This window comes from Bradyrhizobium sp. SZCCHNRI3043, assembly GCF_032377735.1.
Lineage (GTDB): Bacteria > Pseudomonadota > Alphaproteobacteria > Rhizobiales > Xanthobacteraceae > Bradyrhizobium.
This window is the reverse complement of sequence record NZ_JAUHID010000002.1, coordinates 81,371-96,134: the sequence shown is the minus strand read 5'-3', so window position 1 is coordinate 96,134 and position 14,764 is coordinate 81,371. Positions and strand designations below refer to the sequence as shown.

General features: G+C 64.3%; 9 protein-coding genes. 5 read left to right on the top strand and 4 right to left on the bottom strand.

Features of this window, described 5'->3' with window-relative positions; translation table 11 throughout:
* The first annotated feature begins 154 nt into the window (after positions 1 to 154).
* A complete protein-coding gene (locus QX124_RS06175) occupies positions 155 to 1,210 on the top strand; it encodes a 2-oxoacid:ferredoxin oxidoreductase subunit beta (RefSeq protein ID WP_315796660.1) in 1,056 nt (351 codons plus the stop codon).
* Between the two features lie 159 nt (positions 1,211 to 1,369).
* On the opposite strand, the gene QX124_RS06170 is transcribed toward QX124_RS06175, so the two are convergent.
* Positions 1,370 to 2,641, bottom strand: coding sequence for a TMEM143 family protein (locus QX124_RS06170; RefSeq protein ID WP_315796659.1), 1,272 nt, complete (start codon positions 2,639 to 2,641; stop codon positions 1,370 to 1,372).
* Positions 2,642 to 2,803: 162 nt separating this feature from the next.
* Between QX124_RS06170 and QX124_RS06165 the strand changes: the two genes are divergently transcribed.
* Positions 2,804 to 3,214: a VOC family protein gene (locus QX124_RS06165; protein WP_315755269.1), complete on the top strand. Its 411-nt coding sequence runs from the start codon at positions 2,804 to 2,806 to the stop codon at positions 3,212 to 3,214.
* A gap of 15 nt (positions 3,215 to 3,229) precedes the next feature.
* Here the strand turns inward: QX124_RS06165 and QX124_RS06160 are convergent, their stop codons facing one another.
* The 3 genes from QX124_RS06160 to QX124_RS06150 form a co-directional block, all read right to left on the bottom strand.
* Positions 3,230 to 4,768 carry a SpoVR family protein gene (locus QX124_RS06160; protein ID WP_315738648.1) on the bottom strand — a complete coding sequence of 513 codons (1,539 nt, stop codon included), beginning with the start codon at positions 4,766 to 4,768 and terminating at the stop codon, positions 3,230 to 3,232.
* Positions 4,765 to 6,042 carry a YeaH/YhbH family protein gene (locus QX124_RS06155; protein ID WP_315782020.1) on the bottom strand — a complete coding sequence of 426 codons (1,278 nt, stop codon included), beginning with the start codon at positions 6,040 to 6,042 and terminating at the stop codon, positions 4,765 to 4,767. Before QX124_RS06155 ends, QX124_RS06160 begins: the two co-directional genes overlap by 4 nt.
* A 224-nt stretch (positions 6,043 to 6,266) precedes the next feature.
* Entirely contained in the window at positions 6,267 to 8,210 is a 1,944-nt protein-coding gene (locus QX124_RS06150) for a PrkA family serine protein kinase (RefSeq protein WP_315738651.1), read from the bottom strand.
* Positions 8,211 to 9,345: 1,135 nt separating this feature from the next.
* Between QX124_RS06150 and QX124_RS06145 the strand changes: the two genes are divergently transcribed.
* Genes QX124_RS06145 through zwf form a run of 3 tightly spaced genes read left to right on the top strand, consistent with a single transcriptional unit; the run spans position 9,346 to position 14,764 of the window.
* Positions 9,346 to 12,192 (top strand): bifunctional transaldolase/phosoglucose isomerase, encoded by a 2,847-nt coding sequence (locus QX124_RS06145; protein ID WP_315796658.1) that lies wholly within the window; start codon positions 9,346 to 9,348, stop codon positions 12,190 to 12,192.
* A 14-nt stretch (positions 12,193 to 12,206) separates the two neighbouring features.
* Positions 12,207 to 13,244, top strand: coding sequence for a phosphogluconate dehydrogenase (NAD(+)-dependent, decarboxylating) (gene gnd, locus QX124_RS06140; RefSeq protein ID WP_315796657.1), 1,038 nt, complete (start codon positions 12,207 to 12,209; stop codon positions 13,242 to 13,244).
* Positions 13,241 to 14,764, top strand: coding sequence for a glucose-6-phosphate dehydrogenase (zwf, locus tag QX124_RS06135; RefSeq protein ID WP_315796656.1), 1,524 nt, complete (start codon positions 13,241 to 13,243; stop codon positions 14,762 to 14,764). Before gnd ends, zwf begins: the two co-directional genes overlap by 4 nt.

Here is a 14,764-nt window from a genome sequence, read left to right as displayed (position 1 = left end):
TCTCTCCGCCGTCATGTCCGGACTCGCCCCGCCTGCGCGGCCATAACCGCTTCGGAGCGGCGAAGGCCCGGGCATCCACGTCTTTCCTCCCGGCCCCGACGTGGATGGCCGGGACAAGCCCGGCCATGACGATGCCGGGTGATGCGAGGCTCTCATGACCTACATCGCAAAGCCTAAGTTCCAGCATCCGGGCATCAAGAAGAACGCGCTCGGCTACAGCCATCGCGACTACGAGGGCAAGATTTCGACCCTCTGCGCCGGCTGCGGCCACGATTCGATCACGGCCTCGATCATCGAGGCCTGTTTCGAGCTGTCGATCGAGCCGCATCGCGTGGCAAAAATCTCCGGCATCGGCTGCTCGTCGAAGACGCCGGACTATTTCCTCGGCAATTCGCACGGCTTCAACACCGTGCACGGCCGCATGCCCTCGGTGCTGACCGGCGCCAATCTCGCCAACCGCGAGCTGATCTATCTCGGCGTCTCCGGCGACGGCGATTCCGCCTCGATCGGCTTCGGCCAGTTCGCCCACGCGATCCGGCGCGGCGTGAACATGACCTATATCGTCGAGAACAATGGTGTCTACGGCCTGACCAAGGGCCAATTCTCGGCGACCGCCGACCGCGGGTCGAAGTCGAAGAAGGGCGTCACCAACACCGACAATCCGATCGACCTGGTCGGCATCGCGCTGCAGCTCGGGGCCACCTATGTGGCGCGGTCGTTCTCCGGCGACAAGAAGCAGCTGGTGCCGATCATCGAGGGCGCCATCCAGCACAAGGGCGCGGCGTTCATCGACGTCATCAGCCCGTGCATCGCGTTCAACAATCACGCCGGCTCAACCAAGAGCTTCGACTATGTCCGCGAGCACAACGATGCCGTGAACCGGCTCGACGTGCTGACCGGACGCGATCCGATCGAGATCGACCAGGATCCGGGCACGGTGCAGATCGTCGAGCAGCACGACGGCTCCAGGCTGGCGCTGCGCAAGATCGACGCCGACTACGACCCGCACGACCGGCTCGGCGCCATGACCTTCCTCCAGAAGCATGCCGCGCAAGGCCAGATCGTGACCGGCCTGCTCTATGTCGATCCGGAAGCCGATGATCTGCACAACCACCTCAACACGGTGGAGCGGCCGCTCAACCGGCTGGAAGCGGTGGATCTGTGCCCCGGACAGGCCGCGCTCGACAAGATCAATGCGAGCTTGCGCTGACGCGTCAGCAACGCTCGCAGCCGTCCTTTGAGACGACGCCTGTTTGCCGCGCCGGTTTCGGAGCTGGCTCTCGTAACCCGGATGTCGCGTCCGCCTCCGCCCTCCGGGCGCAGGCTTCCGCTCATCCAGACGACGATCCTGTTCATCGTCCACGTGCGGCTACGGCCGCAGCGCGCTCGCCCAAACGCGATCGAGCTGCGCGATCGCCGCTGGCAGCGGCAGCGCCGAGAGCGCGTCGTCGCCACCACTCACAAGCCCAAACTCGCGCAGCCGCAGCAGCGCCTCATCGATATTGAACGCCCGACCCAGCCCGAACATCTGCTGCAGCAACTCCTCGACATGGCTGCCCAATGCAGCACGCGAGAGCGGCACCGACGCCAGCAGCAGGCCGCCATAGGCCAGCATCGCTTCCTTCCAGTCCTGGTCCTCGGCCTCGCCGATCAAATAGTTGAAGATGCCGGAATTGTTGTTGACGTTGCGGAAGTAGATGTTGTCGGTGACCTGCTTCTGATGGATCAGCGACTGGCGGTGGAAGTTGCCCCATTGCCGCAGGATGAAGGCGCCGAGCGCGAACAGACCCGAAAGCGCCGCCAGCGCCTGCTCGGTGTCGTTGTCGTGCACGGTGCCGCTGAGGCCGAGATAGAAGCCGGCGACGATGAACAGCACGGTCAAGGTCGAAGCCAGCTTGAGCAGGATCGGTACGCCGCCGACCAGCGCCGGCACGCCCAGCGTCAGTTGCTCGCGCAGGCCCATGACGACGCGGACGTTCGGCAGCAGCGCCTCGAGGTCGAAGCGCGCGATGTGGCGGAAATATTTGAACAGCACCGCGCCGCCGCGGATCTTGTTGCGGCCGCGCCAGGCGGCGGCCTTGCTCTTCTTCTTGACCGGCTCGTCGGGCTTGGTCGCGACCATCAGCACGATGTCGTCATAGACCTCGATCTCATGCTTGCGCCGTCGCAGCCCATACAGCATGGGGACCTCGATCGTCTCCTGATGCTGGCCACGCCGGAACATCCGTACAGCACGATAGTCGGAGATCGGCGCCTTCAGCTTGACCCGCACCAGCGCATGCTCGGCAAAGGCGCGCTCGATCTCGCCATGGCTGATCTCGACGAAATTGGCCTCGCCGAGTACCCGCACGACTTCGTCGGCGAGGCTGCGATAGGCCGCGTCGAGATCCTCCGGCGATCGACGGCGGCCGACCGGCACCTCGGGATCGAAGTCGAAATAGGCGTCGCGGAACCGATCGAGCTCGTCGAAATATTGATGGTGCAGAATCGCGCCGAGCATACGCGCCAGCTGCCGCAGCTCGCTGGCCTGAGCGTCATCGACATGGCCGTTCGAGATAAGGCCATCAAGAACGTCCGACTTGCGCAACGGAATGAACCGGTCCCGCCGCTCCGCCGCCGCCGTCTTCCCTGGTCCGACCACGCCTCTCACGCCCGAGCTTCGATCTGCGCCATTGACAGCCGATCCGGCTGCACGGGCCGGCGCGTCCGGCCAACCCCGCATACCATAGCGCCCCGATCCCGTTCACGCCACTCGCCGCAACACGTAAGCTGCAGGTCCCGCCTGCAGAACGAGAGACTGATCATGACCCACGCCGGACAGCAGACATCCCCGTTCCGGGCCATCCGGGCCATCGACTACACCGTCATCCTGGTGCGCGACTGGTCCGCGATGCGCCGCTTCTATGAAGAGGTGCTGGGCTTTCCCCTGCTGCGCGAGCTGTCACAAGGCTGGATCGAGTACCAGGCCGGCAGCAACACGCTGGCGCTCGCCCGGCCGCAACGGCTGGCCTCGGACCAGCCGACGCCGCCAGGGAGCGCATCGCTTCAGCTCGCCTTCAAGGTGACCCGCGACGATGTCGACCGCTGCGCGGCTGAGCTGACCGGCAAGGGCATCGCCCTCATGGAGCCGCCGACGGACCAGCCCTTCGGCCACCGCACGCTGTTCTTCAGGGATCCCGACGGCAATCTGCTCGAGGTGTTTGCGGACATCTAAGGCTTGGCGGCCGCGCTAGGCGGCCGCCGGTTGTATCCGGGGATTGAGCACGTACTCCTTCAGCACCTTGTCGGTGGCGGCATCGACTTCCACCAGCGACACGTCGTAGCTCCAGAGATCGGCGAGATGCTGCAGCACGCGCTTGGTGTCGGTCTCGCTGAGCTGGGCCCCCTTCACCACGGTATGCCGCAGCATCAGGCGGCGGTCGCCGGCGAGATCGACATCGACCACCTCGATGTTCGGATCGATGCAACCGACGTCGTACTGCTTGGACAGCTCGCGGCGGACGCGGCGATAGCCGCGCTCGTCATGAATGGCGTCGACGAGGATGCCGGCGCGCTCGGCTGGATCGTCATGCAGGTGGAAAAGTCTGAGCTGTCGGATCAGGTTGGGGCTGAGGAACTGGCTGATGAAGCTCTCGTCGCGATAATTGGCCCAGACGTCGCGCAGCACCGCCATCTCGTCGCCGGTGCCGGCGATGTCCGGAAACCACTCGCGGTCCTCGTCGGTCGGGTCCTTCACGATGCGCTCGATGTCCTGCATGATCGCAAAGCCGAGCGCGTAAGGGTTGAATCCGGAGAAGCGCGGATCGTCGAACTCCGGCTGGAAGACGACGTTGGTGTGCGACTGCAGGAACTCCAAGAAGTTGCCGTCGGTGAGGCGGCCGTCCTGGTGCAGCCGGTTCATGATGCGATAATGCACATAGGTCGCCGTGCCCTCGTTCATGACCTTGGTCTGGCCCTGCGGATAGAAGTATTGCGCGATGTGGCGGACGATGCGCAGCAATTCGCGCTGCCACATCGCCAGCCGCGGCGCGGTCTTCTCCAGGAAATAGAGCAGGTTCTCCTGCGGGAGGCCGAGCAGCGCGCGGCGCCGCTCGACGTTCAGCATCGCATTGGTCTTGACCGGGCCGGTCGGCACCGTACGCCAGAGATCGTTGAACTGGCCCTCCTCGTAGAGCCTGCGCTTGCCGGCGCGCTTCTCCTCCTCGCGGAAGTCGAGCTTCTTCTTGCCGGGATAGCGGTCGACGCCGTGCGACATCAGCGCATGCGCCGCGTCCAGCGTATGCTCGACCGCGAGCCGGCCGTAGCGCTCCTCGCATTGCGCGATGTAGCCGCGGGCGAAATCGAGATAGTCGAGGATGCCGTCGGCGTCGGTCCACTGCTTGAACAGATAGTTGTTCTTGAAGAAATGGTTGTGGCCGAACGCGGCGTGCGCGATCACCAGCGTCTGCATCGTCGCCGTGTTCTCCTCCATCAGATAGGAGATGCAGGGCGAGGAGTTGATCACGATCTCATAGGCGAGGCCCATCAGGCCCTTGCGGTACGAGGCCTCGTGGTAGGCGAAGTGCTTTCCGAACGACCAGTGCTTGTAGAACAGGGGCATGCCGACCGAGGAATAGGCGTCGAGCATCTGCTCGGCCGTGATCACCTCGATCTGGTTGGGATAGGTGTCGAGCCCAAGCTCCTTCTCGGCGACGGCTTCGCAGGCATCGTGGATGCGCTGCAGGGTGAGGAAATTCCAATCCGCGCCCTCGAACAGCAACCCGCTCATGACGCCGCCCTCTCCTGCGTGGTGCCGCGACGCTGAAACAGGTCGTGGAACACCGGGAAGATCTCGCTGCGGTCACGCACCTTGCGCATCGACAGCGGCTCGCCATCGGCGCGCAGCCGCTCATACAGCGACCACAGCGCGGAGTCCGGCATCTCGAACGAATAGGTGCCGGATTCGCCGACCTCGAGATAGGCGAAGAACTGCGACACCGGCAGGATGTTGTCGGTCAAGAGACGGGCGACGTTCTCGGAGTCCGAAGTGGCGTTGTCGCCGTCGGAGGCCTGCGCCGCGTAGATGTTCCAGTCCGAGGGGCGGAAGCGCGAGCGGACGATGTCGTGCATGCATTGCAGGGCGCTCGACACCAAGGTGCCGCCGGATGCCGGCCCATAGAAGAAGGTCTGCTCGTCGACCTCCTCGGCGCGATCGGTATGACGGATGAAGACGATCTCGACATGACGGTAGCGCCGGGTCAGGAACACGTAGAGCAGCATGTAGAACCGCTTGGCGAGGTCCTTCATGTGCTCCGACATCGAGCCGGACACGTCCATCAGGCAGAACATCACGGCCTGCGCGATCGGCTTGGGCACGGCCTCGAAGCGGCGGTAGCGGATGTCGATCGGATCGATGAAGGGGATGCGCTTGGCCTTGGCCTTCAGGGCTTCGAGCTCGGCCAGCAGCGCGGCACGCTTGTCGTCGTCGGTCTCCTGCTCCAGCTGGGCCTCGAGCTCGGCAATCGCTTCCGGCCGCGGACGGCGCAGCGCGACGCGGCGGGCCAAGGCGCGGGTGACGGTGCGGCTGATCGAGATGTTGGCCGGTGAGCCCGACGTCGAGTAGCCGGCACGCACCAGCCCCTCGCTCTCGGCCTCGGCGAATTTGCGCTTGGCGAGATCAGGCAGCTCGAGATCGTCGAGGAAGAGATTGACGAACTCCTCCTTGCTCAGCACGAAGCGGAACGCGTCCTCGCTGTCGCCCTGCCCCGGTGCCGACTTGCGGCCGCTGCCGTCGCCGGAGCGCGGCAGGATGTCGCCTTCGACGAACTTCTTGTTGCCGGGCAGCACCATGTCGCGGGTGCCGCCCTCGCGGCGGAAGCGCGGCTCGTCCATGCCGTCGAGCGGGATCGAGACTTCGCCGCCCTCCAGCACGTCCTTGATGTCGCGGTCCTGCGAGGTCTTCTTGACCGCTCCCTGAACCAGGGCCTTGGCGCGGCGCAAAAATCGCTGGCGATTTTCGAGACTTTTGCCGCCCGGATTCAGGCGCCGATCAATGATGTGCATGACCACGTTCCATACGCCTCCTGCTGCAGCGGCTTCGACTCCTGCTCTCCCCCGCCGCGATGCCGCGGTGCAGTATCGGACCCGACACTGCAACGGCACCCTCTGCCTGTCCGACGCCTCCCAGCGAAGCTCAGCGTCGAACGTTCATCTCGTTCGTAACCCTGGCGCCGACGTCAGACCGATGGCCTGCCGCACCTGCAGTGAACATCGGCGCCGGACCACGATCAACCCGCCTGCTTCACGCGCATGTACCACTCGACCAGCCGACGGACCTGCCGCTCGGTGTAGCCGCGTTCGACCATGCGCGCGACGAAGTCGTCGTGCTTCTTCTCGGTCTCGCCGTCCTTCTTGGTACCGAACGAGATGACCGGAAGCAGATCCTCGACCTGCGAGAATATCCTCTTTTCGATGACTTCGCGGATCTTTTCGTAGGAGGTCCAGGACGGATTTTTGCCTCCATTCTGGGCTCGGGAGCGCAGCGAGAACTTGACAACCTCGTTGCGGAAGTCCTTCGGGTTGGCGATCCCGGCCGGCTTCTCGATCTTGGTCAGCTCCTGGTTCAACAGCTCGCGATTGAGCAGCTGTCCCGTATCGGGATCCTTGAAGTCTTGATCCTCGATCCAGGCGTCGGCGTAGTCGACGTAGCGATCGAACAGGTTCTGGCCGTAATCGGAGTAGGATTCGAGATAGGCCTTCTGGATCTCGTGGCCGATGAACTCGGCGTAGCGCGGCGCGAGATCCGCCTTGATGAATTCGAGGTATCGTTTCTCGAGCTCCTCGGGCAGTTGCTCGCGCTTGATCGACTGCTCCAGCACGTACATCAGATGCACGGCGTCGGCCGATACTTCCGCCGTATCGTGATTGTAGGTCGCAGCCAGCACCTTGAAGGCAAAGCGGGTGGAGATGCCGTCCATGCCCTCGTCGACGCCGGCAGCATCGCGATATTCCTGCACGCTGCGCGCCTTCGGATCGGACTCCTTGAGGCTCTCGCCGTCATAGACCCGCATCTTGGCATACAGCGTCGAGTTCTCGTGCTTGCGCAGGCGCGACATCACCGAGAAGCGGGCGAGCGTGTCCAAGGTCGCCGGCGCGCAGGGCGCGGTGGAGAGCTCGGAGCCCTGGATCAGCTTCTCGTAGATCTTGCGCTCCTCGGTGACGCGCAGGCAGTACGGCACCTTGATGACGCAGATGCGGTCGATGAAGGCCTCGTTGTTCTTGTTGGTCTTGAAGCTCTGCCACTCCGACTCGTTGGAGTGGGCGAGGATCACGCCGTTGTAGGGAATGGCGCCGATGTTCTCGGTGCCGATATAGTTGCCTTCCTGCGTCGCCGTCAGCAGCGGATGCAGCATCTTGATCGGCGCCTTGAACATCTCGACGAACTCGAGAATGCCCTGGTTGGCGCGGTTGAGACCGCCCGAATAGCTGTAGGCGTCGGGATCGTTTTGCGCGTAGGTCTCGAGCTTGCGGATATCGACCTTGCCGACCAGCGAGGAGATGTCCTGGTTGTTCTCGTCGCCGGGCTCGGTCTTGGCGATGCCGATCTGGCGCAGCCGCGACGGCTGGATCTTGGCGACGCGGAACTGTGAGATGTCGCCGCCGAAGGCTTCGAGCCGCTTGTAGCACCACGGGCTCATCAGGCCGGACAAACGGCGGCGCGGAATGCCGTATTTCTCCTCGAGCATCGGGCCCAGCGTGTCGGGATCGAACAGGCCGAGCGGCGACTCGAACACCGGGCTCAGCTCATCTCCGGCCTTGAGCACGTAGATCGGATGGGTTTCCATCAACTGCTTCAGCCGTTCGGCCAGCGACGACTTGCCGCCGCCGACCGGTCCGAGCAGATAGAGGATCTGCTTGCGCTCTTCGAGACCCTGCGCGGCGTGACGGAAGAAGCCGACGATGCGCTCGATCGTGTCCTCCATGCCGTAGAAGCCGGCGAATGCAGGATACAGGCGAACCGTCCGGTTCAAAAAAATACGGCCAAGGCGTGGGTCCTTGGCCGTGTCTATCATCTGAGGCTCGCCGATCGCAGCTAGTAGTCGTTCAGCGGCGTTCGCGTATCGCATCGGGTCGGTTCGACACGATTCTAGATATTCCTGCATCGACATGTCGGTCTGGCTGCGTGCCTCGAACGACCTTGCGAACGCGTTGAACAACGAATCGTTGTACATGATCCCTCTCCACGTAGGTTCCGCCGCACTGCTGCAACGGGCCGAGATCCAAGTACGTTCCTGCTGATCCCGAACCGACTCAGAGTGAAGCGCGCTAGCCCCCATTGGGCACCGTCTTCGTCCTTTTCCGCAACGCAAAGTGCATGCAGCATATGCCCTATCAACATGCACTTCGCTCAATAGTTCGGCAAAAGCCGGCCGACTCTCCCCATTTGTACCTCATTGTCTCTGCTTCGCAACATCCGCAATACCCCGGCACCGTAGTCTCCCTGCGCCGCACAAGGTGTTGTGAAGCCACGTGAACTGGTGGCGTGACAGCTCCAAAATCAGTCTCTCTTCCCGAAGTGAACCGCGAGTGAACGCAACTCTTCCCGCAAGCGCTCCAGGCAGGGAACGTCTCATTCGCTGCACGACCTGATGCGCGCCGGCCACGGCGGCCGACCAAACACGGGCCTGCTGCGATCGCATCTGCCGTCGCTCATACAACGTCCTCGAGGGAGCGATGAGCGCGCGCATCTCATAGGGCCGCGCGCACGCATGTTCGCCGCCTGAACCGAACGGCGTGAAATAACGCGCGACCGAAGCCGGACGGATCACTCGATGCCGATCATTGCCATGATCACACGGCTGTTCGCCGCTGAGCATCTGCAGCCGGAAAGCATCATGGGTTATCCGCCGACACTCGTGAGGCGCTGCCGAGGCGACAACCGTGAGACGTTCGCCATGATCCGTTGCGTAGGGCACCATTCCCCAGAACACATGTGGCACCTTTCCAGCATTGCAAGCCGGAGAAGCTTGATCGACGGCATTTGCTTGCCTCCCGGGGCCTCTCCGGCGCACGAGCACTGCTGAGGTCGACGCAGGCCGAACGCCGACCGCGCTCTGGCGGCTCTGCCGCGCGCTTTGGCCGGAACGATCAGCGGCAGGCTTCGCGTCGCCTGCCGATCTCCCTCCGGACGCGCCCCGCCGGCACGTCACCCCGGCTCGAAGCTCTTGGGATTCCAGAGGGATCAATCCATTATGAATGGCGTTCTCCTGAGGGCTGGCGCATAGTTGTTCATGTGAGGTCCCTATCGACCTGGCAGCTGCCAGGCGGGAACCCAAAAAAGCAAGCCGACGCACATAGATAGGCATCATGAATCCGGTCAAAGCTCTCGAAGAACACGGCCAGGCGGTCTGGCTCGATTTCCTCGCACGCGGCTTCGTCGCCAGGGGCGACCTGAAGCGGCTGATCGATGAGGATGGCGTCAAGGGCGTCACCTCGAATCCCGCGATTTTCGAGAAGGCGATCGGCAGCTCCGACGAATATGACACACCGATCGCCACGGCGCTGAAGAACGGCGATCGATCGCCGACGCAGCTGTTCGAGGCCGTTGCCGTCGAGGACATCCAGAATGCCGCCGACGTGCTGCGGCCCGTCTATGACCGCTTCGATGGCAATGACGGCTTCGTCAGCCTCGAAGTCTCGCCCTATCTGGCGATGGACAGCAAGGGCACGATCGCCGAGGCCGAGCAGCTCTGGACGGCGGTCGACCGCAGGAATCTGATGATCAAGGTGCCGGCGACCAACGCCTGCCTGCCGGCCATCCAGCACCTGATCTCCAAGGGCATCAGCGTCAACATCACCTTGCTGTTTTCGCAAGACGTCTACCGGCAGGTTGCCGAAGCCTATATTGCCGGCCTCGAAGCCTACGTCGGCGCCGGCGGCGATCCGTCGCATGTCGCCAGCGTGGCCTCGTTCTTCGTCAGCCGCATCGACAGCGTGGTCGACAAGCAGCTGGACGAGAAGATCGCCCAGGCCAATGATCCGACCGAGAAGGAGCGGCTGGCCGCGCTCAAGGGCAGGATCGCCATCGCCAATGCAAAGATGGCGTATCAGGACTACAAGCAGCTGTTCGCCGGCGCGCGCTGGGAGCGGCTGGCCAAGCAAGGGGCAAAGCCGCAGCGGCTGCTCTGGGCCTCCACCGGCACCAAGAACAAGGACTACAGCGACGTCCTCTATGTCGAGGAGCTGATCGGGCCGAACACCGTCAACACCGTGCCGCCGGCCACGCTGGACGCCTTCCGTGATCACGGCAAGGTGCGCGACAGCCTGGAGGAAGACGTCGATGCCGCCCAGGCCGCCCTTGAGGATCTGGCGAAGACCGGCATCTCGCTCGACGACATCACTGCAGATCTCGTGATCGACGGCGTCAAGCAGTTCGCGGACGCCGCCGACAAGCTCTATGGCGCGGTTGCGCACAAGCGCGCCGTCGTGCTCGGGACCGGGCTTGGGCAGCAGTCGATCACGGTTGCTGCTGATCTGCAGAAGAAGGTCGCCTCCGCCACTGAGGAGTGGCGCAAGGACGCCAGGATCCGCCGACTCTGGCACAAGGACGCGACGGTCTGGACCGGCCGTGACGAGCACAAATGGCTGGGCTGGCTGACCAGCGCGGAGAAGGCCGATATCGCCGATTACGAGGACTACGCGCAGCGGGTGAAGGGACAGAAATTCTCCGACGCCGTGGTCCTCGGCATGGGCGGCTCCAGCCTCGGGCCGGAAGTGCTGGCCGAAACGTTCCCGCGCAGGGCCGGCTTCCCCAAGCTGCATGTGCTCGACTCCACCGATCCGGCGCAGGTGCGCGCGATGGAGAAGGCGATCGACATTGCCAGGACGGTGTTCATCGTCTCGTCCAAGTCGGGCGGCACCACCGAGCCGAACGCGATGAAGGACTATTTCTTTGCGCGCGTATCCGATGCGATCGGGCCCAAGAAGGCCGGCCATCGCTTCATTGCCGTGACCGATCCCGGCTCGTCGCTGGAGAAGGCGGCCAAGGCACAAGGCTTCGCCCGCATCTTCCACGGCGAGCCGAGCATCGGCGGCCGCTATTCGGTGCTGTCGCCGTTCGGCCTGGTGCCGGCCGCCACCGCCGGCATCGACGTGCGCAGGCTGATCACGCTGGCGCTGTCCATGGTGCGCTCCTGCGGGCCCGACGTGCCGCCGCTGCAGAACCCGGGTGTGCAGCTCGGTCTGGCGATGGGCCTTGCCGGCCTCGAAGGCCGCGACAAGGTGACGATCTTCGCCTCGCCCAAGATTGCCGATTTCGGCGCCTGGTCCGAGCAGCTGATCGCGGAGTCCACGGGCAAGGAAGGCAAGGGCCTGATCCCGATCGATGGCGAACCAGTCGCCTCGCCCGAGGTCTACGGTCATGATCGCTTCTTCATCGACATCAAGGTCGACGGCGACGAGGTGGCGGGCCATGACGCGAAGCTCGCCGCGCTCGAGGAGGCCGGTCATCCGGTCGTGCGCATCGTCATGAAGTCGATCGACCAGCTCGGCCAGGAATTCTTCCGCTTCGAGATGGCGACCGCTGTTACCGGCGCCGTGCTCGGCATCAACCCGTTCGACCAGCCCGACGTCGAATCGGCCAAGATCAAGACCCGCGAACTGACCGCGGCGTTCGAGCAAAGCGGCGCACTGCCGGCGGAGGAGCCCGTCGTGGCGATCAAGGGCTGCGAGCTCTACACCGATGCGCAGAACGTCGAGAGCCTGCGCGGGCATGGCGCCGACGGAACGCTCGCGTCCTGGCTGAAGGCGCATCTCGGCCGCGCCGGCGACGGCGACTACATCGCCCTGCTCGGCTATATCGACCGCAATGCAGGCAATATCGACACGCTGCAGCGGATCCGGCTGAGGCTGCGCGATGCCAAGCACCTCGCCACCTGCGCCGAATTCGGTCCGCGCTTCCTGCACTCGACCGGCCAGGCCTACAAGGGCGGTCCGGACAGCGGCGTGTTTCTCCAGATCACCGCCGACGATGCCGAGGATCTGCCGATCCCCGGGCAGAAGGCGAGCTTCGGCGTGATCAAGGCGGCGCAGGCGCGCGGCGATTTCGACGTGCTCACCGAGCGCGGGCGCCGGGCTCTTCGGGTCCATCTCAAGGGCAATCTGAAATCGGGCCTGAAGATGCTCGACAGCGCGATCAGCGAAGCGCTGAGCTAGGAAGGGCCTCGTCGATGCAGCTTGGAATGATCGGTCTCGGGCGGATGGGCGGCAACATCGTGCGCCGCCTGATTCGCGCGGGACACTCCTGCGTGGTCTATGATCGCGACGCAAAGGCCGTGGCCGCGCTGGTCTCCGAAGGCGCCACCGGCGCCGCGAGCCTCGAGGAGTTCGTCGGTAAGCTCGCAACGCCGCGGCACGCATGGATCATGCTGCCGGCCGGCAAGATCACGGAAGCCACCGTCGAGCAGTTGACCAAGCTGTTGACGGCGGACGATGTCATCATCGACGGCGGCAACAGTTTCTGGCAGGACGACGTCCGCCGCGGCAAGGCGCTGAAGGAGCGAGGTCTGCACTACGTCGACGTCGGCACCTCCGGCGGGGTCTGGGGCCTCGATCGCGGCTACTGCATGATGATTGGCGGCGATAAGCCGGTCGTCGACCGGCTCGATCCGATCTTCGCCGCGCTCGCGCCTGGGATCGGCGACATCCCGCGCACACCGGGCCGTGATGGCCGCGACCCGCGCGTCGAGCAGGGCTATCTGCATGCCGGTGCGGTGGGCGCCGGGCACTTCGTCAAGATGATCCACAACGGCATCGAATATGGCCTGATGCAGGCCTATGCCGAGGGCTTCGACATCCTCAGGAATGCGAACAGCGCGGCGCTGCCGCAGGCGCACCGCTTCGACTTCGATCTCGCAGATATCGCCGAGGTGTGGCGCCGCGGCAGCGTCATTCCGTCCTGGCTGCTCGACCTCACCGCCAGCGCGCTGGCGCGGCAGCCCGGTCTGGAGAAATATTCCGGCTATGTCGAGGATTCCGGCGAGGGCCGCTGGACCGTGAATGCGGCGATCGACGAGGCGGTGCCGGCCGAGGTGTTGACCGCCGCCTTGTTCGCCCGTTTCCGCTCGCGCCAGGAGCACACGTTCGCGGAGAAGATTCTCTCGGCCATGCGCGAAGGCTTCGGCGGACACAAGGAGCCCGAACAGCACCCAGACCCGGCGCGCCAGAGCGCGCCCGAGATCGTCAAGCCGAAGGCGGACCGCGCGTGACCGCCCACCGTTCGCATCAGCCGCAACACCAGAAGCCTGACGCCTGCGCCTTCGTCCTCTTCGGCGTGACCGGCGACCTGACGCATCGGCTCGTCCTGCCATCGCTTTACAATCTGGCCGCCAATCATCTGCTGCCCGACAGGCTCTGCATCGTCGGCATTGCCCGCAAGGGCATGTCGAGCGAGCAACTGCGCGACAATCTCATGGAAGGCCTGCGCAGATACGCCACACGCCCGATCGAGGATGAGATCGCGCAGCGCCTGTTGCAATGCGTGACTGCGATCGAGGCCGATCCGAAGGAGCCGGAAAGCTTCGATCAGTTGAAGGCGAAGCTGGAAAAGCTGGAAGCCGCGCGGGAGACCCACGGCAATCGGCTGTTCTATCTGGCGACGCCGCCGAGCGCCTTTGCGCCGATCGCGCAACAGCTCGGGCGCGTCGGGTTGCTGCGCGAGGACGGCAAGGCTTGGCGCCGCCTCGTGGTGGAAAAGCCGTTCGGCACCGACCTCGCCTCGGCCAAGAAGCTGAACGACGAGCTTCTGCAGCTCGTGACCGAGCACCAGATCTACCGGATCGATCATTACCTCGGCAAGGAGACGGTGCAGAACATCCTGGTGCTGCGCTTCGCCAATGGCATGTTCGAACCGATCTGGAACAGACATCACATCGACCATGTCCAGATCACCGTCGAGGAGAAGCTCGGCGTCGGCACGCGCGGCAGCTTCTACGACGCCACCGGCGCCCTGCGCGACATGGTCCCCAACCATCTATTCCAATTGCTGTCGCTGGTGGCGATGGAGCCGCCAGCACGGTTCGATGCACATACCGTCCGCTCCGAGAAGGCCGAGGTGCTATCGGCGATCCAGCCGTTGAGCGAACGGGAGGCGCTGCTCAACTCGGTGCGCGGCCAGTACACGGCCGGCATGATCGGCGACGCCGAGCTGCCCGACTATGTCAGGAGCAAGGACGTCCACCCCGACAGCACCACCGAGACCTATGCCGCCTTCAAGCTCACGATCGACAATTGGCGCTGGGCCGGCGTTCCGTTCTATCTGCGCACCGGCAAGGCGCTCGGCGCCAAGCGCACCGAGGTGGCGATCAAGTTCCGCCAGGCGCCGTTCGCGATGTTCAGTTGCACGCCGATCGAAACCCTGGCCGAAAACTATCTGGTCATCGGCATCGAGCCGACCCAGAGCATCACGCTGCAGTTCAACACCAAGGTACCCGGCCCCACCATCCGCACCGACGGCGTGCAGATGAAGTTCAACTACAAGGACTATTTCCAGGCTGAGCCGGCCACCGGCTACGAGACGCTGATCTATGACTGCATGATCGGCGACAACATCCTGTTCCAGCGCGCCGACAGCGTCGAAGCCGGCTGGAAGGCCGTCGAGCCGTTCATCGGGGCGTGGAAGAAGGCTGGCCGCGATGGCCTGCATTCCTACGCGGCCGGCAGCGAGGGACCTGAGGCGGCGGCCGATCTCCTGGCCCGCGACGGCCGCAGCTGGCGCAAGCTGGTTTAG